Source organism: Streptomyces sp. DT224 (assembly GCF_049844595.1).
GTDB lineage: Bacteria > Actinomycetota > Actinomycetes > Streptomycetales > Streptomycetaceae > Streptomyces.
This window is the reverse complement of record NZ_JBNCLI010000005.1, coordinates 494,796-516,501: the sequence shown is the minus strand read 5'-3', so window position 1 is coordinate 516,501 and position 21,706 is coordinate 494,796. Positions and strand designations below refer to the sequence as shown.

20 protein-coding genes are annotated in these 21,706 nt (G+C 70.2%); 12 read left to right on the top strand and 8 right to left on the bottom strand.

Features of this window, described 5'->3' with window-relative positions; all coding sequences use genetic code 11:
- Positions 1-28 precede the first annotated feature (28 nt).
- Entirely contained in the window at positions 29-574 is a 546-nt protein-coding gene (locus tag ACLQ2N_RS15535; RefSeq protein ID WP_425813164.1) for an ATP-binding protein, read from the bottom strand.
- Between the two features lie 268 nt (positions 575-842).
- Here ACLQ2N_RS15535 and ACLQ2N_RS15530 point away from each other — a divergent pair, with 268 nt between their 5' ends.
- The 9 genes from ACLQ2N_RS15530 to ACLQ2N_RS15490 all read left to right on the top strand — a co-directional run bounded on the left by ACLQ2N_RS15530 (position 843) and on the right by ACLQ2N_RS15490 (position 10,572).
- Positions 843-1,658 (top strand): hypothetical protein, encoded by an 816-nt coding sequence (locus ACLQ2N_RS15530; protein ID WP_425813162.1) that lies wholly within the window; start codon positions 843-845, stop codon positions 1,656-1,658.
- Positions 1,659-1,797: 139 nt separating this feature from the next.
- The gene (locus ACLQ2N_RS15525) at positions 1,798-2,532 is read left to right on the top strand and encodes a YcnI family protein (RefSeq protein WP_425813160.1); all 735 of its coding nucleotides are present in this window, start codon (positions 1,798-1,800) and stop codon (positions 2,530-2,532) included.
- 69 nt (positions 2,533-2,601) lie between these two features.
- Positions 2,602-3,255, top strand: coding sequence for an SCO family protein (locus tag ACLQ2N_RS15520; RefSeq protein ID WP_425813158.1), 654 nt, complete (start codon positions 2,602-2,604; stop codon positions 3,253-3,255).
- A complete protein-coding gene (locus ACLQ2N_RS15515) occupies positions 3,252-3,701 on the top strand; it encodes a copper chaperone PCu(A)C (RefSeq protein WP_425813156.1) in 450 nt (149 codons plus the stop codon). The genes ACLQ2N_RS15520 and ACLQ2N_RS15515 overlap by 4 nt, the downstream gene beginning before the upstream one ends.
- Before the next feature lie 14 nt (positions 3,702-3,715).
- The gene (locus tag ACLQ2N_RS15510; RefSeq protein ID WP_425813154.1) at positions 3,716-5,650 is read left to right on the top strand and encodes a copper resistance protein CopC; all 1,935 of its coding nucleotides are present in this window, start codon (positions 3,716-3,718) and stop codon (positions 5,648-5,650) included.
- An 8-nt stretch (positions 5,651-5,658) separates the two neighbouring features.
- Complete coding sequence (gene efeB / locus ACLQ2N_RS15505; protein ID WP_425813152.1) at positions 5,659-6,945, top strand: iron uptake transporter deferrochelatase/peroxidase subunit; 1,287 nt, start codon at positions 5,659-5,661, stop codon at positions 6,943-6,945.
- A gap of 60 nt (positions 6,946-7,005) precedes the next feature.
- Positions 7,006-7,941: a prephenate dehydratase gene (pheA, locus tag ACLQ2N_RS15500; RefSeq protein ID WP_425813150.1), complete on the top strand. Its 936-nt coding sequence runs from the start codon at positions 7,006-7,008 to the stop codon at positions 7,939-7,941.
- A 538-nt stretch (positions 7,942-8,479) separates the two neighbouring features.
- A complete protein-coding gene (gene serS, locus ACLQ2N_RS15495; protein ID WP_425813148.1) occupies positions 8,480-9,769 on the top strand; it encodes a serine--tRNA ligase in 1,290 nt (429 codons plus the stop codon).
- Positions 9,766-10,572, top strand: coding sequence for an HAD family hydrolase (locus tag ACLQ2N_RS15490; protein WP_425813146.1), 807 nt, complete (start codon positions 9,766-9,768; stop codon positions 10,570-10,572). The genes serS and ACLQ2N_RS15490 overlap by 4 nt, the downstream gene beginning before the upstream one ends.
- 85 nt (positions 10,573-10,657) lie before the next feature.
- Here ACLQ2N_RS15490 and ACLQ2N_RS15485 read toward each other — a convergent pair whose 3' ends face one another.
- The 5 genes from ACLQ2N_RS15485 to ACLQ2N_RS15465 all read right to left on the bottom strand — a co-directional run bounded on the left by ACLQ2N_RS15485 (position 10,658) and on the right by ACLQ2N_RS15465 (position 15,206).
- Complete coding sequence (locus tag ACLQ2N_RS15485) at positions 10,658-11,350, bottom strand: hypothetical protein (RefSeq protein WP_425813144.1); 693 nt, start codon at positions 11,348-11,350, stop codon at positions 10,658-10,660.
- 293 nt (positions 11,351-11,643) lie between these two features.
- Complete coding sequence (locus ACLQ2N_RS15480) at positions 11,644-12,363, bottom strand: ABC transporter permease (protein WP_425813142.1); 720 nt, start codon at positions 12,361-12,363, stop codon at positions 11,644-11,646.
- A gap of 23 nt (positions 12,364-12,386) precedes the next feature.
- A complete protein-coding gene (locus tag ACLQ2N_RS15475) occupies positions 12,387-13,298 on the bottom strand; it encodes an ABC transporter ATP-binding protein (RefSeq protein WP_425813140.1) in 912 nt (303 codons plus the stop codon).
- A complete protein-coding gene (locus tag ACLQ2N_RS15470) occupies positions 13,295-14,203 on the bottom strand; it encodes an ABC transporter permease (RefSeq protein WP_425813138.1) in 909 nt (302 codons plus the stop codon). The genes ACLQ2N_RS15475 and ACLQ2N_RS15470 overlap by 4 nt, the downstream gene beginning before the upstream one ends.
- Positions 14,193-15,206, bottom strand: a complete 1,014-nt coding sequence (locus ACLQ2N_RS15465; RefSeq protein WP_425813136.1) for an ABC transporter ATP-binding protein — start codon at positions 15,204-15,206, stop codon at positions 14,193-14,195. Before ACLQ2N_RS15465 ends, ACLQ2N_RS15470 begins: the two co-directional genes overlap by 11 nt.
- A 326-nt stretch (positions 15,207-15,532) precedes the next feature.
- Between ACLQ2N_RS15465 and ACLQ2N_RS15460 the strand changes: the two genes are divergently transcribed.
- Positions 15,533-17,305: an SDR family oxidoreductase gene (locus ACLQ2N_RS15460; RefSeq protein ID WP_425813238.1), complete on the top strand. Its 1,773-nt coding sequence runs from the start codon at positions 15,533-15,535 to the stop codon at positions 17,303-17,305.
- Between the two features lie 878 nt (positions 17,306-18,183).
- Complete coding sequence (locus ACLQ2N_RS15455) at positions 18,184-18,726, top strand: RNA 2'-phosphotransferase (RefSeq protein WP_425813134.1); 543 nt, start codon at positions 18,184-18,186, stop codon at positions 18,724-18,726.
- Between the two features lie 37 nt (positions 18,727-18,763).
- Here the strand turns inward: ACLQ2N_RS15455 and ACLQ2N_RS15450 are convergent, their stop codons facing one another.
- Positions 18,764-19,711, bottom strand: a complete 948-nt coding sequence (locus tag ACLQ2N_RS15450) for an LLM class flavin-dependent oxidoreductase (protein WP_425813132.1) — start codon at positions 19,709-19,711, stop codon at positions 18,764-18,766.
- 110 nt (positions 19,712-19,821) lie between these two features.
- Here ACLQ2N_RS15450 and ACLQ2N_RS15445 point away from each other — a divergent pair, with 110 nt between their 5' ends.
- Positions 19,822-20,136 carry a hypothetical protein gene (locus ACLQ2N_RS15445; RefSeq protein WP_425813130.1) on the top strand — a complete coding sequence of 105 codons (315 nt, stop codon included), beginning with the start codon at positions 19,822-19,824 and terminating at the stop codon, positions 20,134-20,136.
- Between the two features lie 641 nt (positions 20,137-20,777).
- Here the strand turns inward: ACLQ2N_RS15445 and ACLQ2N_RS15440 are convergent.
- Positions 20,778-21,644: a DUF72 domain-containing protein gene (locus ACLQ2N_RS15440; protein WP_425813128.1), complete on the bottom strand. Its 867-nt coding sequence runs from the start codon at positions 21,642-21,644 to the stop codon at positions 20,778-20,780.
- Positions 21,645-21,706: the final 62 nt, after the last annotated feature.

The window sequence follows — 21,706 nt, the reverse complement described above, 5'->3', positions numbered from 1 at the left end:
CTGCCGTACGGACGGAGGGGCGCCTTGCTCAGGACACCATGAGCAGGGCGTCCTTCCGCCATTTCAGGACCTTGTCGAAGCTCACGACCGCGCCGGCGCACCCCGGGCGATTGCCGAAGTGAACGTGGTCGGCGAGCTGTTCGATCAGGCACAGACCCCGCCCCTCCTCGGCGGTGACGGGCGGATACGACGCGTACTGCGGGTCCGGCAGTCCGTTCCCGGACCGCCGCTTCGACGTGTGCGGCCCGCCCCGGGTGGAGAAACCGGGCCCCGAATCGGCGACTTCGATGCGGCACTTCTCGCCGTCCAGATACGCGGTGACCCGGTACTGGCCACTGGCCGTGGCCGACGGATCCTCCCAGGCGTCCCGGTCCTTCCCGGTGCCGTCGGAGGTACCGTCGTGCTCCCCGCCGTGCTCGACCGCGTTCGCACAGGCTTCGCTGAGCGCGAGAGACAGGTCGAAGGAGACGTCCGGGTCCACGCCCGCGGATTCCATCGTGCCGAGCAGGAACCGACGGGCGAGCGGGACGCTCGCAGCGTCGCGCCGCAAATGGAGTGACCACCAGATGCTCATGCTCCGGCCTCCTGGCTGCGGCTAGACATACCGCTACGTATTGCCGCACCAGGGCGGTCGTAAGCACGCGTGCGCTCTGATGCCGCCCATTCGGCGGATAGCCGGATGCGCCACACCGAGGTATCCCGGTCCCACCCGCCCCGTGCAACCGGCCCAGGAGCGGCCGGAACCCGTGCGAACAGCCCTGCTCACACCCAATCCGCCCGGAAGACGACCTTCCGGACCTGCCGTACGGGGGCGGGGGGCCGGGTGCGATGATGGGGCCGCCATGTCTGTGCCTGTGGGACGCGCCGGAGCCGGTCTACGGCTCCTGAGGGCCGCGGTGTTCGCCGCGGTCTGCGTCGCGTTGTCCGCGGCCGGGCATGCGCTGGCCGCCTGTGCGACCGTCCCCTGGTGGACGCTGCTCGCCGGTTTCCTCGGTGTCCTCGCGGTGTCCGTCCCCCTCGCCGGACGCGAACGCTCACTCCCCTCCATCGCCGCGGCCCTGGCCGGCGGACAGCTCGCCCTGCACACCCTCTTCGGGCTGGGCACGCACGCCACGGCCCCCGGGACGACGGGCGGCGACGACGCGCTGATCCGGTTCGCGGCGAGCCTCGTCTGCGGCGCCGGGCCCCGGCAACTGGACGCCGCCCACGCGCGGCACATCGTCGGCACCGCGGGCATCGACCCGGCCGCGGTGTCCGCCCAGGCGCACCAGCATCTGGCCGCTGCCTCTTCCGGCCCCGCGTGGGCCACCCCGGCCGGCCTCCTCCACACGCTCCCGAGCCTGCCCATGCTCCTCGGGCACCTGCTGGCCGCCCTGGCCACCGGCTGGCTGCTCCGGCGGGGCGAGGTGGCCCTGTTCCGGCTCGCCCGGCTTTCGGCGCACGGGGCCCAGCTGGTCGCGGCCGGGGCCCGGCTCCGGGCGTTGCGGGACGCGTTCCGTCTCGTCGCCGCCCTGCGCACCGGCCTGGCCGGCGAGCCCGCGACCGGGCCGCGCACCCCCCGTACCGCCGTGGACGCACCGCGCCCGGCCACCGGGGATCCGTTGCAGCACCTGGTGATCAGGCGCGGACCGCCCTCCGTGCTCGCTCTCGCAGCCTGACGCGACGCCCTCCACGCGATGCGCACCGGCCCTTCCGGCCTCGGCGCGCACTCCGCCGTACGGAAGTGGCGTCGCGATACCGGTGTGCACCCGTGCGCCGGAGCACCTTCCCTTCGTGCCCCGTGGAGTGATCCCTGTCATGAACGTTTCCCGCATCGCCCTCGCCGGCGGCGTCGCCGCGTCCACCGTGCTGCTGCTCGCCGGCACGGCCTCCGCCCACGTCAGCGTCCAGCCGCAGGGCGAGGCCGCCAAGGGCGGTTACGCCGTCATCAACTTCAAGGTCCCCAACGAGCGTGACAACGCCTCGACGACCAAGCTCGAAGTGAACTTCCCGACCGACCACCCGCTGGCGTCCGTCATGCCGCAGCCGGTGCCCGGCTGGGACATCGAGGTGACGACGAGCAAGCTGGCCAAGCCGCTGCAGATGCACGGCAAGACGATCAACGAGGCCGTCTCCAAGGTCACCTGGACCGGCGGCAAGATCGAGCCCGGCCGCTTCCAGCAGTTCCCGCTCTCCGTCGGCCAGCTCCCCGAGGACGCCGACCAGCTGGTGTTCAAGGCGATCCAGACGTACTCCAACAAGGAGGTCGTGCGCTGGATCGAGGAGCCCAAGGAAGGCGCCGACGAGCCGGAGAGCCCCGCTCCCGTCCTCAAGCTCACGGCCCCGGCCGATGACGCGCACGGGGCAGCCGGCGCGGACTCGAAGTCTTCGGACTCCTCCGCCGGCTCCTCCGAGAAGAGCGGTGAGACCACCGCCGCCTCGTCGTCCTCCTCCGAGGACAACACCGCCCGGGCGCTCGGCATCGTCGGCATCGTCATCGGTGTCGCCGGCGTGGCCTTCGGCGTCCTGGCCGGGCGTCGTCGTACGACCTGACAGCCCACACGGGGGCCAGGCGCTTCCTGGCCCCCACCCGCTCCACCGACCCCTCAGGAACAGTGCTCCATGGTTAAGAAGATCGTTCCGGCCGCGGCGCTCGTCGTCGCGGCCGCGCTCGCCCTGTCCGCCTGCGGCGGCAGTGACGACGACAGCAAGAAGCCCGTCGCCGACGTGTCGATGCAGACGAAGACGCAGGCCGCGACGGTGCTCGACCAGCCGTTCACCAAGCCGGACCTCGTCCTGACCGACACGCACGGCAAGAAGTACGACCTGCGCAAGGAGACCAAGGGCAAGCCGACGCTCATCTACTTCGGCTACACCAACTGCCCCGACGTCTGCCCGCTCATCATGAGCAACATCGCCATCGCCAAGAAGTCGCTGCCCAAGGCCGACCAGGACGACCTCCGGGTCGTCTTCGTCACCACCGACCCGGAACGCGACACCCCGGCCTCCCTCGGCAGCTGGCTCAAGGCGCAGGACCCCTCCTTCATCGGTCTCACCGGCGACTTCCCGGCCATCCAGGCGGGCGCCCGGCAGATCGGCATCGGCATCTCCGCGCCCAAGAAGGAGAAGGACGGCACGATCGTCTCGATGCACGGCTCGCAGGTCATCGCCTTCTCCCCGAAGACCGACAAGGGCTATTTGCTGTACAGCGAGGACACCACGCCCGACGACTACACCAAGGACCTCCCCAAGATCGTCAAGGGGGAGAACCCGTGAACCACCGCACCACCCTCGCCGCCGTCCTGGCCGTGGCCGCGGGCCTGACGCTGGCGGGGTGCTCGTCCTCCTCGGACAAGCCGGAACTGAAGGTCGTCGGCGGTTTCATGCCGCAGCCCGTCAACGACATGGCGGCCGGCTTCCTCGTCGTGCAGAACAACGGCACCGGCGACGACCGCCTCACCTCGGTCACCAGCCCGCTCTCGGACGACGTCACGATCCACGAGACGAAGAACCAGGTCATGCGGAAGGTGACGTCCTTCGACGTGCCCGCGGGCGGTGAGCTGGATCTCGAACGTGGTGGCAACCACATCATGTTCATGAAGCTCAAGAACCAGCCCAAGCAGGGCCAGAAGGTGTCCGTGGAACTGCACTTCGAGAAGGCCGGCGCGATCGAGGTCGACCTTCCCGTGAAGGAGACCACCCACAACCCGAAGAAGCAGTGAGGGACTGACACGCCATGACAGCCACCGCCCCGCCCTTCGGGCCGCCCCCGTCCGCCCTGCGCCGGCCGCTCCCCGCGGCCGGACTGCTCACCGCGCTGCTCGGCGCGGTGCTCGGTCTGCTGCTGGCCGCCGCGGCTCCCGCGTCGGCCCATGCCGCGCTCACCGGGAGCGACCCGCAGGACGGGGCGGTGGTCGCCACGGCACCGGCACAGGTCACCCTCACCTTCTCCGAACAGGTCGCCCTCGGCGCGGACTCCATCCGCGTCCTGGACCCCTCGGGCCAGCGCGCCGACACCAAGGCCGCCCCGCGCGACCTGCACAGCGGGTCCACCGTGAAGTACGGCGTCGCCCTGCGCGGCGGCCTCGGCGACGGCACGTACACCGTGGCCTGGCAGGCGGTCTCCGCCGACAGCCACCCGGTCTCCGGCGCCTTCACCTTCTCCATCGGGGCCCCCTCCGAGACCACCGTCGCCCTCCCCGACAGCGAGGCCGGGGGCGGGCTCGTCGGCACGCTCTACGACATCGCGCGCTACGCCGCGTACGCCGGCTTCATCGTGCTCGCGGGCGGCGCCGCCTTCGTCCTGGCGTGCTGGCGGCGCGGGGCGGGTGCGCGACCTCTGCAACGTCTGGTCGTACGCGGCTGGATGACGCTCACCGCGGCGACCATCGCGATGCTGCTCCTGCGCAGCTCGTACACCGGCTCCGGGAAGCTGGGGGACGTCCTCGACCTCGACGGCCTCAAGGCGGTCCTCGACACCAAACCCGGTGCCGCCCTGGTCTCCCGGCTCCTGCTGCTCGGCGCCGGCGCCCTGTTCGTCGCCGTGCTGTTCGGCACGTACGCCAGGCGCGAGGACCCGCGCGAGAAGCGGGACCTCACCTTCGGCCTCGCCATCGGCGGCGCGGTCATCGCCGCCGGTATCGCCGGCACCTGGGCGCTCGCCGAGCACGCGTCGACCGGTATCCAGCCCGGCATCGCCATGCCCGTCGACGTGCTGCACCTGCTGGCCGTCGCCGCCTGGCTGGGCGGGCTCGTGGCCCTGCTGACGGCGCTGTACCGCACGCCCGACCTGACGTCGGCGGCCGTACGCCGCTTCTCCACGATCGCCTTCGTCAGCGTGGTCGTGCTCGTCGCGACGGGGGTCTACCAGTCGTGGCGGCAGGTCGGCACGTGGTCGGCGCTGACCGGTACGGGTTACGGACAGCTGCTGCTGGTCAAGGTGGGGCTCGTCGCCGTCCTGGTGGGGATCGCGTCGATGTCGCGCCGGTGGACGGGGCGGCTGGCGGAGGGCGGCGACGCCCCGGCCGCGGTGGCGCCCGAAACCGGCGAGGAGCCCGAGGCCGGACCGGAAGCCGAAGCGGAGACCGCCGAGGACCCTGCCCGGGCCGCTCAGCTCGCCCGGCAGCGGGCCGCCGTGGCCACCGCCGAGAAGAAGCGGATACGCGACGCCGACCCCGGCCGCTCGGGACTGCGCCGATCGGTGCTGGCCGAGGTCGGTGTCGCCGTGGCCCTGCTGGCGGTGACCACGGTCCTTACGTCGACCGAGCCGGGCCGTACGCAGGAGGAGGCGGCACGCTCCTCGTCGGCGGCGGCCGGGCCCGTGGAGAGCGGTCCCGTCAACCTCGCGCTCCCCTTCGACACGGGCGGTGCGAAGGGCAAGGGCACGGTACGGATGGACATCGACCCGGGACGCACCGGCGCCAACGTGATTCACCTGTGGATCGAGGACCCCGCCGAGAAGCCCATGGACGTCCCCGAGGTGAAGCTCGCCTTCACCCTGGAGTCCAAGGACATCGGCCCCCTGCCGGCCGTCCCGGTCCGGCTGACCGAAGGTCACTGGACCGCCACCGGCCTCCAGCTCCCGATCGCGGGTGACTGGAAGGTCGCGGTGACGGTACGGACCTCCGACATCGACCAGACGACGGTCGACAAGAACGTGAAGATCGGCTGAGCAGGACCGTGAGCGGAAAAAGCACGAGCAGCGACACCAGCAACACCCCTGCCCTCTCCCGGCGGCGGCTTCTCGGTACCGCAGGCGCCGCCGGGGCGACCGGGCTGGTCCTCGGAGCGGCCGGCGGCGCCACCGGCTATGCCGCGACCCGTGACGAGGCACCGGACGCGCTGACCACGGTCGGCTCGACCGAGGTGATGTTTCACGGGAAACATCAACCGGGGATCACCACTCCGCTTCAGGCATCCGGCCATCTCATCGCCTTCGACCTCGCCCCCGGGGCCGGGCGGAAGCAGGCCGCCGCCCTGATGCGCCGGTGGTCCGCGCTGGCGCAGCGGCTGATGGCCGGCGAGCCGGTCGTGGGCGCGGCGGACGGCCCCGGACACGACACCGGTGTCGCGCTGGACGCGGGCCCGTCCTCGCTCACCGTCACCTTCGGCTTCGGCGCGACCCTCTTCGAACGCACGGGCCTCACCGCGCACCGCCCGCCGGGGCTCGACCCGCTGCCGCCGTTCTCCTCCGACCACCTCGACGCCGGCAGGTCCAACGGGGACCTGTGGGTCCAGATCGGCGCCGACGACGCTCTCGTCGCCTTCCACGCACTGCGGGCCGTCCAGAAGGAGGCCGCCTCGACGGCCACCGTGCGCTGGCAGATGAACGGCTTCAACCGCACGCCCGGAGCGACCGCGAAGCCGATGACGGCCCGCAACCTGATGGGCCAGATCGACGGGACCGGCAACCCGAAGCCCACGGACGAGGACTTCACCAAGCGCGTGTTCGTCCCCGGCGGCCAGGACCCGGCGTACGACTGGCTCGCGGGCGGCTCCTACGCGGTGGTCCGGCGGATCCGGATGCTCCTGGACGACTGGGAGAAGCTGCCGGTGGAGCGCCAGGAGCGGGTCATCGGCCGCCGCAAGGCAGACGGTGCCCCGCTCAGCGGGGGGACCGAGACCACCGCGATGGACCTCGACAGGGCGGGCCCGGACGGCAAACTGCTGATTCCGGACAACGCGCACGCCCGGATCTCGTCGCCCGAGCGCAACAGCGGGGCGGCGATGCTGCGCCGGCCGTTCTCGTACCACGACGGGATCGCCCCGGACGGCACCCCGGACGCCGGGCTGCTGTTCATCTGCTGGCAGGCCGACCCGCTGCGCGGCTTCGTCCCGGTGCAGCGCAAGCTGGACCGGGGGGACGCGCTCTCCCCCTTCATCCGGCACGAGGCGAGCGGGCTGTTCGCGGTACCGGGCGGGGCGGCGCCCGGCGAGTACGTGGGGCAGCGGCTTCTGGAGTCCTGAGCCGCGGCAGACCCGCCTGTACGGGCCTGCCGCGCACTCACCGCGCACTAGGGTGACGGTATGTCCGCCACGCGCTACGCCTATCTCGGCCCCGAAGGCACCTTCACCGAGGTCGCCCTCCGTACGCTTCCGGAAGCCGCCACCCGCGAGCTCGTCCCGATGGTCTCCGTACCGGCGGCTCTGGACGCGGTGCGCAATGGAACGGCCGCCGCGGCACTCGTGCCGATCGAGAATTCCGTCGAGGGCGGTATCACCACCACCCTCGACCAGCTCACCAGCGGCGAGCCGCTGATGATCTACCGCGAGGTGCTGCTCTCCATCACCTTCGCGCTGCTCGTACGGCCCGGCACCGAGCTGTCCGACATCAAGACGGTCACCGCTCACCCGGCCGCGCAGCCTCAGGTGCGCAACTGGATGGCCGCCCATCTCCCGCAGGCGGTATGGGAGTCGGCGGCGTCCAACGCGGACGGCGCGCGGCTCGTGCAGGAGGGGCGCTACGACGCGGCCTTCGCGGGGGAGTTCGCGGCGGAGAGGTACGGGCTCGAACCGCTGGTGACCGAGATCCACGACGCGGAGAACGCGCAGACCCGCTTCGTTCTCGTGGGGCGTCCGGCCCGGCCCTCCGCGCCGACCGGTGCGGACAAGACGTCCGTGGTGATCTGGCTGGGCGACGACCACCCCGGCGCCCTGCTCGAACTGCTCCAGGAGTTCGCGGTGCGCGGGGTGAACCTGATGCTGATCCAGTCACGGCCGACCGGGGCCGGCATCGGCAACTACTGCTTCGCGGTGGACGCGGAGGGCCATATCTCCGATCGCCGCGTGGGTGAGGCTCTGATGGGGCTCAAGCGCATCTGCCCCCATGTGCGCTTCCTCGGCTCATACCCGCGGGCCGGCGTGTCTCCGGAGGACGTAAGGCCGCTGCGCGCGGGCACGTCCGACGCGGAGTTCACCGAGGCGTCCGACTGGCTGGCACGCAACCAGGACGGGCGGGCCTGACCGAGCCCTGGGCCTGACCGAGCCCTGGGCCTCCTCCCGGCTCGGGGCCGCCGCCTGCCCACTGGACCGGTGAGATCAGCGGATTGTCCGCACCGGGGAAAAGTTATCCACAGGCAAGGGGCCGCGCCTGGGGACAAGTCGACACCGCAATCCGACATGGTCGACAAACCGACACGGTTCACTCAGATCTATCCACAGGGCACTTGTTCACCCCGTGTCAGTCCAATTCCGCTGATCAACTCTTTAGGGCTAGCAATTCCCACCCGAACGAGTGCGTAAAACGGGTTTGAACCTCGAATCCACACGGTTTTGCCGGCCCCCCGAAATGATCTCCTCCGCGTCCACAGACTTCCCCCACAGCCTGTGGATAACTTTACCCAGTGGGCCCCTCCTGTGGAAAAGGCAGACCCAACTGCCCCCGCACACAAGCTTTGTGCCCCACTCGCTCCACAATGCCGAATACCGGCAATCCGGGCAAAGCGCCACGCTTGTTCCTATCGGTTCAAGTGGGCGAAGCCGACACCGGTAGCCTGGAGGAGTGATTGACCTTCGCCTGATTCGTGAGGACCCCGACCGTGTTCGCGCCTCCCAGCGCAGCCGGGGAGAGGACGTCGCACTCGTCGATGCCCTGCTCTCCGCCGACGAACGGCGCAGGTCGTCCGGGACCGCTTTCGATGAACTCCGTTCCGAGCAGAAGTCGCTCGGCAAACTCATCCCCAAGGCTTCGCCGGAGGAGCGCACCGCACTCCTGAGGCGCGCCGAGCAGCTCAAGGCCGACGTCAAGGCGGCCGACGCCGCCCAGGACGAGGCCGACGCGGAGACCAGGAACCTGCTTCTGCGGCTCGGCAACATCGTCCACCCGGACGTGCCGGTCGGCGGCGAGGAGGACTTCGTCGTCCTGGAGACGCACGGGACGATCCGCGACTTCGGCGCCGAGGGATTCGAGCCCAAGGACCACCTGGAGCTCGGCGAGGCGCTCGGTGCGATCGACATGGAGCGCGGCGCCAAGGTCTCCGGCTCGCGCTTCTACTACCTGACGGGCATCGGCGCGCTGCTGGAGCTCGCCCTCGTCAACGCGGCGATCGCCCAGGCCACCGAGGCCGGCTTCACCCCGATGCTGACCCCGACGCTGGTCCGACCCCGTGCCATGGAGGGCACCGGCTTCCTCGGCCAGGCCGCGGAGGACGTCTACCACCTGGACAAGGACGACCAGTATCTGGTCGGCACCTCCGAGGTACCGCTCGCCGCGTACCACATGGACGAGATCATCGACGCGGAGAAGCTGCCGCTGCGCTACGCCGGCTACTCCTCCTGCTACCGCCGCGAGGCGGGGACGTACGGCAAGGACACCCGCGGCATCTTCCGGGTGCACCAGTTCACCAAGGTCGAGATGTTCTCGTACGTCGACCCGGCGGAGGCAGAGGCCGAGCACCTGCGCCTCCTGGACTGGGAGAAGCAGTGGCTCACCGGCCTCGAACTGCCCTTCCAGGTCATCGACGTCGCCAGCGGCGATCTGGGGGCCTCCGCCACCAGGAAGTACGACTGCGAGGCGTGGATCCCGGCCCAGGGCAAGTACCGCGAGCTCACGTCCGCGTCCAATTGCGGCGAGTTCCAGGCGCGAAGGCTCTCGGTCCGGATGCGGGACAACCGCGACGGCAAGAAGGCCATGCGACCGCTGGCCACGCTGAACGGCACGCTCTGCGCCGTCCCCCGCACCATCGTGGCGATCCTGGAGAACCACCAGCTGGCCGACGGCTCGGTGCGGGTCCCCGAGGCGCTCCGCCCCTACCTGGGCGGGCGCGAGATTCTGGAGCCGGTCGCCAAGTGACCTTCCCCTACAAGCTCGTCGCGACCGACCTCGACGGCACCCTCCTGCGCGACGACGAGACCGTCTCCGGGCGGACACGCGACGCCCTGAAGGCCGCCGCCGACGCCGGCGCGGCGCACATCGTCGTCACGGGCCGCGCCGTCCCGTGGACCCGGCACATCCTGGACGACCTCGGTTACGACGGGCTGGCCGTCTGTGCGCAGGGCGCCCAGGTCTACCACGCGGGTGAGCGCAGGCTGCTCACGTCGCTCACCCTGGACCGGCAGCTCGCCGGGCTCGCCCTCTCCAAGGTCGAGGCCGAGGTCGGTCCGCTGGCGCTGGCCGCGAGCCGCGACGGGCTCGACGGCGAGGTGCTGGTCGGGCCGGGCTACCGCGTGCAGGAGGGACCGCGTCCGGCCGTCTTCGTCCAGGATCCGGCCGAGATGTGGGCCGCTCCGCTGAACAAGGTGTACATACAGCACCCGGATCTGGACGACGACGCACTGGCCAAGGCCGCGCGGGCGGCGGTCGGGAATCTGGTGGACGTGGTCATGGCGGGGCCCGGGGTCGTGGAGATCCTGCCGCTGGGCCTGAGCAAGGCCACCGGCCTCTCGCTCGCCGCCCGCCGGCTGGGCGTGAAGGCCGCGGACACGATCGCCTTCGGTGACATGCCCAACGACATCCCCATGTTCGCCTGGGCCCGGCACGGCGTGGCCATGGCCAACGCCCACGCCGATCTGAAGGCCGTCGCTCAGGAGACGACCACGTCGAACGAGGACGACGGGATCGCGGTGGTGCTGGAGCGGCTGCTGCGGGAGTCGTAGGCGGTCGCCCTCTTCGCAGGCGCAGGGCTCAGGGACCGGGGCACCGCCTCGGTCCCTGAGCCCTTCCTGCGCCCGTGGGTACGGATCAGCGCTTGTTCCGGCGGTTCAGCTCCTTGAGATCGCGCGCCAGGGCGTCCATGCGGTCGTCGAGCCGGACGACGTCCTCCGAGACCCCGCTGAGCCTCGCACTCATGGCGCCGACGACCTGGTGGGTGGCCTCCAGCCTCCGGTCGAGGCTGTCCAGCCGGTGTGACATCCGGCTGAGGACCGGGCCCAGCTCCTGGAGCGCGGTGCCCACGCCGGCCAGGTGACTTTCGACCCGGGTGACGCGGTATTCGAGCGACGCGTACCCCGCGCGCAGGTCCTGCTCGGCATCGAGCAGATACGTACGCACGCATCGCGCGACGTCGCTGTCGCGAAGAAGCATGGCGACGTTGAGAACCGTCCGACGGGTGAAGAGACGGAGCTGAGTGGCTGCCTGTGGATAACTTCCGGCCCCCTCACCGGTCCATAGGGACATCATGTCCCTATGGAAGGCTTGCAGGTCAGAGCCTCGAAGCATCCTGAGCCCATTCTCCTCCAGCTCAACTCGATGGCGGTGGGTCACCTTTTTGACCACCTCTGTGGATACTTCGAAGTAACGAGCCACATCCTCTGTGCGAACGTGAATCCCGTCCGGGAGCATGACAAGGCACTTCACCTTGTCCAGGGCGTCGACGCGCCCCATCTGCTCGACGCGCAGCGCGCGCGATTCGAGCAGAGCGACTTCCGTTGGCATGAGCCGTCTTCCATTCGTGAAAGCTTCGCGGAGATGGACAGCCCTCTCCCCGGGCTTCAGGGGCGGAGGACGCTCACGGTTGCCACTCACTCCAGGAACCGACCGACGAGGGCTCTCCCCCGCCGTATCGGCCATCTGCACTTTTCACGAACGCTACGACGCCACGGATTCCCATTGCCTCCACGCACCGTGGACAACGCGTCGATAAACGTACGGTTACGCGTAAGACTGTCCGACATGTGACAACCCCCGGTCATCGACCAGGGGTTGTCACATGTCGGACAGCCGTCCGCTCACTCCTCGCCGGCCAGCTTCAGCGTGCGCAGCTTCTGCCCCGCATACCAGGTCGCCGCGACGGTCACCACGGCCAGCAGGACCGTGGCGAGCGGCAGACCCACGTCCGAGGTGATCGCACCGTTGCCACCGGTCTTCTCCGCCAGTGCGAGCGACCACTGCTGCACGCTGAGCGTGCGCGCGCCCGGGACCAGGCTGCCGAACAGGGCCTCCCACACCAGCGCGTAGACGAGACCCAGCACGACCGCGTGCCGGCTGACCGTGCCCAGCAGCAGGAACAGCGCGCTGTAGGCGATCGAGGCGACCAGGGCGGCGATGGTGTAGGCCACGGCGATCTGCTGGCCGTTGCCATTGAGGATCAGGCCCGCGATCATCGTCGGCACCGCCGAGAAGACCATGGTCACCGCGATCGCGACGATCAGCTTGGTGAGGATGATCGTCGGCCGGCTCACCGGCTTGGACAGCAGGTAGACGATCGAGCCGTCATCGATCTCCGGCCCGATGGCGCCCGTGCCGGCGATCACGCCGATCAACGGCACCATGGTGGCGATGGCGAATCCGCCGAGAACGTCCGAGGCCACCTGGTCGTCGGCCCCCGCGAACATCCGTACCGCCACCGCGATGACGATCAGCAGTGCGGGCAGCACGAAGAGGATGGCGGCCCGGCGCCGGCCGAGCAGCGCCCGGTAGGTGAGCCGGGCGACTGTGGGGTCGTACATGACGTCACAGCTCCTTGTCGGCCTCAGGCCGCTACGAGATAGGAAAAGACCGATTCGAGGGACTCGTCGGACGGGGAAACGGTCAGCAGACGAATGCCCTGCTCGCGTGCGACCTCGGGCAACAGCGTGGTGAAGCGGGCAAAATCGATCGCCTGGATACGCAAAGCGTTCTCGCTCAGGTCCACTTCGATCCCCGCTGTCGATGGATCAGCGATGAGCGCGGCGGCCAGGGCCCGGTCGTCGCTCGACCGTACGAGATAGCGGTGCGGGCGGTCCGTCATCAGCCGACGGATGCGACGGAAGTCACCGGACGCCGCGTGCCGGCCGGCGACGACGACCTCGATGTGCGAGGCGAGCTGTTCGACCTCTTCGAGGATGTGCGAGGAGAAGAGAACCGTCCGGCCTTCCGCGCCCATCCGCCGCAGCAGGTCCATCAGCTGCATCCGCTGGCGCGGGTCCATCCCGTTGAACGGCTCGTCCAGCAGCAGCACGGACGGGTTGTGGACCAGCGCGGACGCCATCTTCACGCGCTGGCGCATGCCCTTGCTGTACGTCGCGATCTTGCGGTCCTGCGCGTACTCCATCTCGACCGTGGAAAGGGCCGCAGCCGCCTCGGCAGCGCCCAGTCCGTGGAGTTCGGCGTTGGCCACCACGAACTCGCGGCCGGTCAGGAAGTCGTACATCGCCTCGCGTTCCGGGACGATGCCGATCTCCCGGTACACGGCCTCGTTGCGCCAGATCGCCTTCCCGTCCAGCGTGACCGTCCCCGTGGACGGCGCGAGGAATCCGGCCATCATGTTGATCAGCGTCGACTTGCCCGCCCCGTTGGGGCCCAGCAGACCGGTGACGCCGGGTCCCACGGTCATGCTGACGTCGTTGACGGCGACCACGTTGCCGAACCAGCGGGAGGTGTGGTCGATCTCGATGGTGGTCACAGCCCGACCTTCCGGTAGCGGCGCATCAGTACGGCGTACGAGCCGGCGACGAGCGCGAGAACAACGAGCAGGTAGACGACGCCGGTGCCGGCGCCCGGGCCGTTGCCGCCGGGGAAGGCCGAGCTCGCTCCGAGGAACGCGGTCTGCACGCCGTCGACCAGCGTGAGCGGGGAGAACAGCCCCAGCCACGGCACCGCCCCTTCCGAACCCGTGGACCAGGCGATGCCCTGGACGGTCGAGACCGCCCCGTAGGTGATCATCAGCAGCGCGATGACAGCCGCCACACCGAAGCCGCGGCGCGGGGTCAGCGCGGCCATCACGAGGCCGAGTCCGGCGAACAGCACGGAGAGCAGAAGCACAGAAACCATCCCCTGGGCGAACCACTCGGTCTGGTCGCCGAAGTCGAACTTCCCCAGCAGCGCGCCGATGTAGAGGATCACGACCGGCGCCCCGGTCAGCACGAAGACCGCGGAGGCCATGGCGGCGAACTTGGCGAGGACGTAGTCCCCGTGCTCGATCGGCCGCGAGAAGTACAGCGGAACGGTCTTGAACCGCAGGTCCCTGGAGACCGCCTGCGGAGCCTGCGCGGCGATGAACAGGCTGATGACGGGCTGCAGGTAGATCGCGAACGACGTGTACTTGATGGGGAGCTTGGTCGTCCCCGGGGTGGCAATGGCGACGGCGACGATGATCGCCGCCACCATGCACATCACACCGAACAGCAGCATGGGCAGCACCTTGGACTTGGCCGACCGGCCGAGCCCGAAGGAGCCGCGCAGAGTCTGCGAGTACAGCGAGCGGCGGGCGTACGCGCGCCCGAGCCGCGGGCCGTCGTAGGCGCGGTAGCCGATGTTGTGGATCCGGGAGGTCTCGTTCCCGGTCGCGGCGCCGGTCTCAGTGCTCATCGCGTCCGCTCCCCTTCTGCCGTACGGCTCCGGCCGGCACGGCCGCGGGCCGTTCCTCGTCGCTGCGGAACACCTCGGCGATGTGGTGACGGCGCTGTTCCATCCGTACGAGGCCGAGTCCGAGCCCCGCCACGCTGTCGCGCACGAGGTCGTACGTCTCCTCACCGGTCGCCTCGACCAGCAGGATGTGACCGGCACCGGGCAGCCCCTGGGTGTCCAGTCCGTCGAGACCGACGAGTTTGACGCCCGCCTCGGTGAGGGAACGGCGCAGGGCGCTCGTCCCGTCCGGATGGGTGTCGCTGTCGGTGACCTCGATCGCAAGGGTCGTCGTGGTCTGCGTGAAGTCACTGGTGGAGCTGGAACGCAGCAGCTTCCCGCCGTCGACGACGACCACGTGGTCGCAGGTGCGCTCCAGTTCGCCGAGCAGGTGGGAAGTGACCAGGACCGAGATCCCGAAGTCGCTGTAGATCCGGCGGATCAGGGCGAGCATCTCGTCGCGTCCCACCGGGTCGAGCCCGTTGGTCGGCTCGTCGAGCAGAACCAGCTGGGGGTCGTGCACCAGCGCCTGGGCCAGCTTCACCCGCTGCTTCATACCCGTCGAGTAACCGCCGATGGGGCGGTAGCGCTCCTCGTACAGGCCGACATGGCGCAGGGTGTCCGCCGTGCGTTCACGGGCGGCGGTCGGTGGCAGACCGGACATGCGCGCCATGTGGACGACGAACTCGGTCGCCGAGACGTCGGGCGGCAGGCAGTCGTGCTCCGGCATGTAGCCGACGCGCTCGCGGATGGCGGGACCGCTGGTCGAGACGTCGAGCCCGAGCACGGCGGCCCTGCCCTCGGTCGCGGGGGACAGACCCAGCAGGATCTTGATCAGCGTGGACTTGCCGGCCCCGTTGGCGCCCACCAGCCCGGTCACACCCGGGCCGATGTCCAGGGTGAGCCGGTCAAGCGCGGTCACCCGGGGGAACCGTTTACTCAGACCTTCGGCAGCGATGACATTCACGGATACGACGGTAGTGGCGCGTACCACAGCGGTCGTCAGACCTGACGGCTGGATCGGCGTCAGACTCGAGTTGTAGGGGACCCGTAAGGGGCCCTCACTGAGTACCACGGCAGCCCCCTGTCACAAGCACGTCATGGCCTGCACGGAGAGTTGTCCACAGGCCCCCGATCCCCCTTGACGTGGCCGTCGGTCATTGTCACATTCATCACTGTCACGTGACGAGCACGTACCGCACACAGCAGCGAACGGACGGTGGCATGGCGTCACGAGGGAAGAGCGAACGGCTCGCGGTCAAGGGGCAGTCCGCCCGCGACGGCGGCCCGCGGCTGCGTGATCTGCCGGGAGCGCGCGAGCGCCGGGTGGCCACGGGTGGCATCGAGCTGTGCGTGGTCGAGCTGGGGGATCCCGAGCGGCCGACGATCGTGCTGGTGCACGGCTACCCGGACAGCAAGGAGGTGTGGACGCGGGTCGCCGCCCGGCTGGCCGGCGAGTGGCACGTCGTGCTGTACGACGTGCGCGGACACGGTGGCTCGACGGCTCCGAAGCCCCTGCGCGGCGGTTTCACGCTGGAGAAGCTGACCGACGACTTCCTGGCCGTGGCCGACGCGGTGAGTCCGGACCGTCCTGTGCATGTGGTGGGGCACGACTGGGGTTCGGTCCAGTCCTGGGAGTTCGCCACGGTCCGCCGCACGGAGGGCCGGATCGCGTCCTTCACCTCGATGTCCGGCCCTTCCCTGGACCATTTCGGACACTGGATCAAGCGCCGGGTGAACCGGCCCACCCCGCGCCGGGTCGGTCAGCTTCTCGGGCAGGGAGCCAAGTCCTGGTACGTGTACATGCTGCACACCCCGGCCCTGCCCGAGCTGGCCTGGCGGGGGCCGCTCGGCAAGCGGTGGCCGGGCATCCTGGAGCGGCTGGAGAAGGTGCCCCCGGGCGACTACCCCACGCCCTCACTGCCGAACGACGCGGCGCACGGGGCCTGGCTCTACCGCGACAACGTGCGTTCCCGGCTGCGCAGGCCGCGGACCGACGCGTACGCGCACGTGCCGGTGCAGCTGATCACGCCGACCGGGGACGTCTTCCTGTCGGAACAGCTCTACGATGACCTCGAGTCCTGGGTCCCGCAGCTGACCCGCCGCTCACTTCCGGCCAAGCACTGGGTGCCGCGCACCCGCCCGGACCAGCTGGCCTCGTGGGTCGGTGAGTTCGCGACGGCCGTCGAGTCGGCCCGGACGACCGGCGCCCCGGTGGAGTCCCGTGCGCATGGACCCTACGCGGAGTGGTTCGGCGGCCGGCTCGTGCTGGTGACGGGTGCTGCGGGCGGGATAGGCCGCGCCACGGCGCTGGCCTTCGCGGAGGCGGGGGCCAGGGTGGTGGCCGTCGACCGCGATGCCGAAGGGGCCGAGCGGACGGCGGAGTCGGCCCGGGTAGCCGGGGCTCCGGAAGCCTGGGCCGAGGCGGTGGACGTGAGCGACGAGCAGGCCATGGAGAAGCTCGCCGCCAGGGTGGCCGATGAGTACGGCGTGGTCGACGTGCTGGTCAACAACGCGGGGATCGGGCTGTCGGGGCCGTTCCTGGAGACGACGCCCGAGGACTGGCGGAACGTCCTCGATGTGAACCTGTGGGGGGTCATCCACGGTTGCCGGCTCTTCGGGCGGCAGATGGCGGAGCGCGGCCAGGGCGGCCACATCGTCAACACCGCGTCGGCGGCGGCCTTCCAGCCGTCCCGCGCCCTCCCCGCGTACAGCACGTCCAAGGCCGCAGTGCTGATGCTCAGCGAGTGTCTGCGCGCCGAGCTCGCCGAGAAGTCGATCGGGGTCAGCGCGATCTGCCCCGGGATCGTCAACACCGGTATCACCAGCACGGCGCGGTTCGTCGGGACGGACGCGGCGGAGGAGCAGCGGCTGCGAGCACGCGCCGGCAAGCTCTACGGCGCGCGCAACTACCCGCCGGAAAAGGTGGCGGAGGCGGTCCTCCGTGCGGTCGTTCGCAATCAGGCCGTCGTCCCGGTGACGCCGGAGTCCCACGCCGCACGCTTCCTGTCCCGCGTCGGCCCCGGCGTGCTGCGGGGCATCGCCCGGCTGAAGCCGCCGCTGTGATCCGGCCGCGTACGGGCGACTCCGAGGCCGAACGCGGGCAGGAGTCGGCGCGGTTGGCGCTCGTGTAACGGATGGATGATCTCGCGCACGCCAGTGGCGCCACGGTCCGTGCGATTCGGAGCTCTCAGCACCGCGGACCGGGGGAGAGACCGATGACTGCGCCAACGGCGAGGCGGTCGGGCTCGGCGCTCGGAGGATACGAGTTCGGTGTACCGAGACCTCAGGATCGGGCGGTCACAAGGGCGTTGCAGGCGCCGGGTGACCTGCTAATCGCGATCATGGCGCGGCCGCAGGGAGTTCGGGGTCGGGCGGAGCAGGTGGTCTTCCGATTTCCGGTGTTCACGACCGAGCAGCCCCTCACCCGGCATCCGGACCACCGGTCTCCGGACCGACGCTGACCCGGATGACGCGGCGTCGATGGCGAGGCGCCTGCTGCCACGCGTCGACCAGACCGGGTGCCCCGAACTCGCGGGCGCGCTCCGCAGGTTCGCGGCACCGCGCCCGCAGGCCCATCGGTCGGCACGCGCGCCCGCCGCGGCCGCCCCCGCCGCTGCGAGCGAGGTCGCGTGAAGTTGTCCGCATCGACAATCAGCGTCTTCACACGACTGGTTGGGTAAGCAGCGGGGAGACCTCCATCGTCGCGGCGACCGAACGAGAAGTGAACTAAGGAGCATTGGGCTCACTTGGCTCACCGTCCTCTAAATACCGACGAGTTACCCAAAGCGCCCATTTGGCACGTTCGTTGTCCACAGAGACGCCAATTTGCCTGTGGATAAGCCACTCTGACTGTGGATCAAACCTCTGCACCCCACATCGTTCCGGTGAAGCGTGAGCGAAATGAGGATGCGCCGGGGACGTGTCAGGGGCACGATGAAGGGATGGACGAAAGACGCGTCGTGAAGGTGTCCAAGTACCTCTCCAAACACCTGCGGCACCAGCCCGAGCGCATCGGACTCACACTCGACGGCCACGGCTGGGTGGCGATCGAGGAGCTGCTGAGCGCGGCGGCTCGCCATCGCTTTCCGATCAGCAGGGCAGAACTCGACCATGTGGTCGCCTCCAACGACAAGCAGCGCTTCGCCGTGGACGCCGACCGCATCCGGGCGAGCCAGGGGCACACCGTGACCGTGGACCTGGGCCTGCCGCCGGCAGAACCGCCCGCGTACCTTTACCACGGCACGGTCGGCCGGTCCCTGGACGCGATCCGTGCCGAAGGGCTGCGCCCGATGGACCGTACCCACGTGCATCTCTCACCCGACCGTGAGACCGCTGTCCGCGTGGGGGCCCGGCGCGGGCGCCCCGTCGTGCTGTCCGTGGACGCGGGCGCCATGCACCACGCGGGCCACACGTTCTGGGTCAGCGCCAACGGGGTGTGGCTCACGGATGCGGTGCCCGCCGAGTTCCTGCGCCTGCCGGGCTGAGCCGGGGGCCGAGAGCATACGGACCCCGGGCCCGCCGTCAGCCGGCCAGCTGGGCCGCGCCCCGCGTCGCGATCTCCTCGAACAACTTCTCGTCCGGCACCGCCGCGTCGAACCCCGGCCCGTCGACGGGCACCGGCGCGTGGATGACGATCTCCGTGAACCCCAGCTCCGCCTGCCTGCCCGCGAAGTCCACGAACGCGTCGACGGAGTCGAAGGGCCGGCCCCCGCCCGCGGCGAGGACCGGGTTGAACTCCGGCGTGAATCCGGTGAGCAGGACCTTCTCCAGCTCGGCCACGTCCCTCCCGGCCTCCGCGCACGCGCGCCCGAGCCCGTCCAACTGCCGGCCCAGGGCCTCGGCCGACTGCGCGCCGCTGCCCGCCTCGTACAGCTTCGGATCCCCCGTGGTCACCCACGCCTGACCGTGACGCGCGGCCAGCGCCAGACCGCGGGGGCCTGTGGCGGCGACGGCGAAGGGCACGCGGGGCCGCTGCACACAGCCGGGGAGGTTCCGTGCCTCGGTGGCCGCGTAGAACTCCCCCTCGTACGACTTGCCGGCCGGTTCCCGCAGCAGGGCGTCCAGCAGCGTGACGAACTCCCCGAAGCGGTCGGCGCGCTGCCGCGGCGACCACGGGACCTCGCCGCTCCTCAGCAGGGTCGTCGCGTCGAAACCGTTTCCGCCCGCGCCGATACCCAGGGTGATCCGGCCCGCCGAGATGTCGTCGAGTGAGGTCAGCTCCTTGGCCAGGGTGACCGGGTGGCGGAAGTTCGGAGAGGTGACGAGGGTACCCAAGCGCATACTCCGCGTCACTGCAGCTGCCGCCGTCAGCGTGGGGATCGCCCCGAACCACGGCCCGTCCCGGAACGACCGCCACGACAGGTGGTCATAGGTGTAGGCCGCGTGGAAGCCGAGTTCCTCGGCGCTCTCCCACGCCCTCCGGCCTTCGGCCCAGCGGTGGATCGGCAGAATGACGGTGCTCAGACGCATGAGGACGATTTTATGGGCACCGGACTGCTCACCAGCAGCGAAGCGCAACCGTGCCTGCGGTCTGGTGAAGGCGGACGGCCGGGCACGCAGAGGCTCGCTACCCTGGCGACGTGGGAAAGAGGAGCGGCCCCGCACTGGACGCGCTGATCGAAGAGGCGACCGTCGACACGTACGACGAGGTCGAGGCCGTCAACGGATTCCTGGCGGCCATCGATGAAGACCTGGACGTTCCGTTCACCACGACTGTCCTGGGTGTCGAGGTGGACGTGATCGAGATCCGGCTCACGAAGGACTTCCGCCTGGTCGCCCGTTGCGTTCGCGAGGGGCTCCTTCAGGACATCGGCTTGGCGGAACTGCCCATGCCGCAACCGCCCCCGGCGGGAGCGCACTGGATCGAGGCGTTCCGGCGCTGGTCCGGTTACTGATGCAGAGGAACCGGACGAAAGCCGAAGCGCTTCGGAATGCCACGTGACCGCCGTCACAGATCTCGCACAGGTCCTACGTCATAGCGCCGAACTGAAGGAAATACTCCTAGCGTTCAGGGAAAGCCGTCCCTTCGAACGGTTCCCGGGTCCACTCTGTCAGAAGCAGTAGGTCCCGAAGGCGCGTGCGACGAGCCGACCCGGTCGGCATCGGTCAGGGCCGTTCGGCGGGGGACACCAACGCTGGGCGGACGGCTCTCCGCAAGGCCGCGGAGGGAAGCTTCCTCAGCGCCGGACTGGTGGTGCTGGCACCAGCGCCCGGTGCCTGGCCCGTCTCCGGCGTGATGTCTTCCGACCCCGCAGCGCCATGCCGGAGGTCGCCGCCGCGGCCTGACCTGGCCGCCGGCCTCCCGGGCCGCAAACAGCACCAGGACCTGCTCCGCACGCATCTGCGCGAGGAGTCGATCACACCGCTGCCCCATCCGGCGACCGGCTCAGTGAACCGCTCCGCAGCCGGCCACGCCGAGCACACCCGCCGTCACCCTCCCCACCGAGCGGACGGCCCCGGACAGCAGGCCGCTCGCGTCTGCCCGGGTGCCGGCGGTGGGTCGGCAGAATCACCGTGCTCAGCCGTGAGGGGCGCCCTATGAGAGGTCGAGGAGGTGCCGCATCGCGTCCGCGGCGCGGACGGCGGCGTCACCGCAGCAGTTGTTGAAGAGCACATGGACCTCGTGCGCCCGCTCTGCCATCGCGCGGACGCGCGGTACCCACTCGGAGAGCTCTTCAGTCGTGTACGCATGGCGGAACCTCTCCTCCTTGGTTCCCGTTCCCCAGGCGCTGCTGCGGCCGTGCAAGCGCACGAGGGCGAACTCCGGATGAGTGACCCGTACGACGGGAGGCACGGAGGCCGGCAGCGTCTGGGCCATGTCCACGGCCACGGCAGCCGCGTCCAGGTCCGTCAGCAGGGCAGCCGTCGCATCGGCCCGGTCCCCGTGCCACCAGCCCGGATGCCGGAACTCCACCGCCACCGGCCATCCCGCGGCACGCGCCCGGCACTGCCTGAGGAACTCCTCCGCCGGCCTCCCCGGCACGAGCCGGGCAGGGAACTGGAAGACCAGCGTGGCCAGCCGGCCGGAGGCCCGCAGCGGTTCGAGCGCGGCGCTGTACCGCTGCCACACCTCGTCCAGCAGACCCGAATCGGCACCGGCCCGCCCTCGTGCGAAGGCCGGGCGCAGGTCGGCCGGAAGCGCCTCCGGACGAGTGGGGTGCCCGGTCAGCAGGGAGAACGCCTTCACGTCGAAGCGGAAGCCGTCCGGAGTGCGGTCGGTCCACAGGCGGCTGTTACGGATGCTGGGCAGCCCGTAGTACGTGGAATCCACCTCGGCCACCGGGAACCGCGCGGCGTAGTGCCGCAGCCGGCCCTCCGCGTCGCGGCTGCCGCGTGGGTACCAGCCGCTGGCCAACAGGGCCTTGTCCGTCCATGAACAGGTGCCGACCCGGATCTCTCCCATTCCGCCCGGCTTCCCCGTCTTCTCCTCACGACTCCGGGGCGACGGAGACATATGCCGGAGGA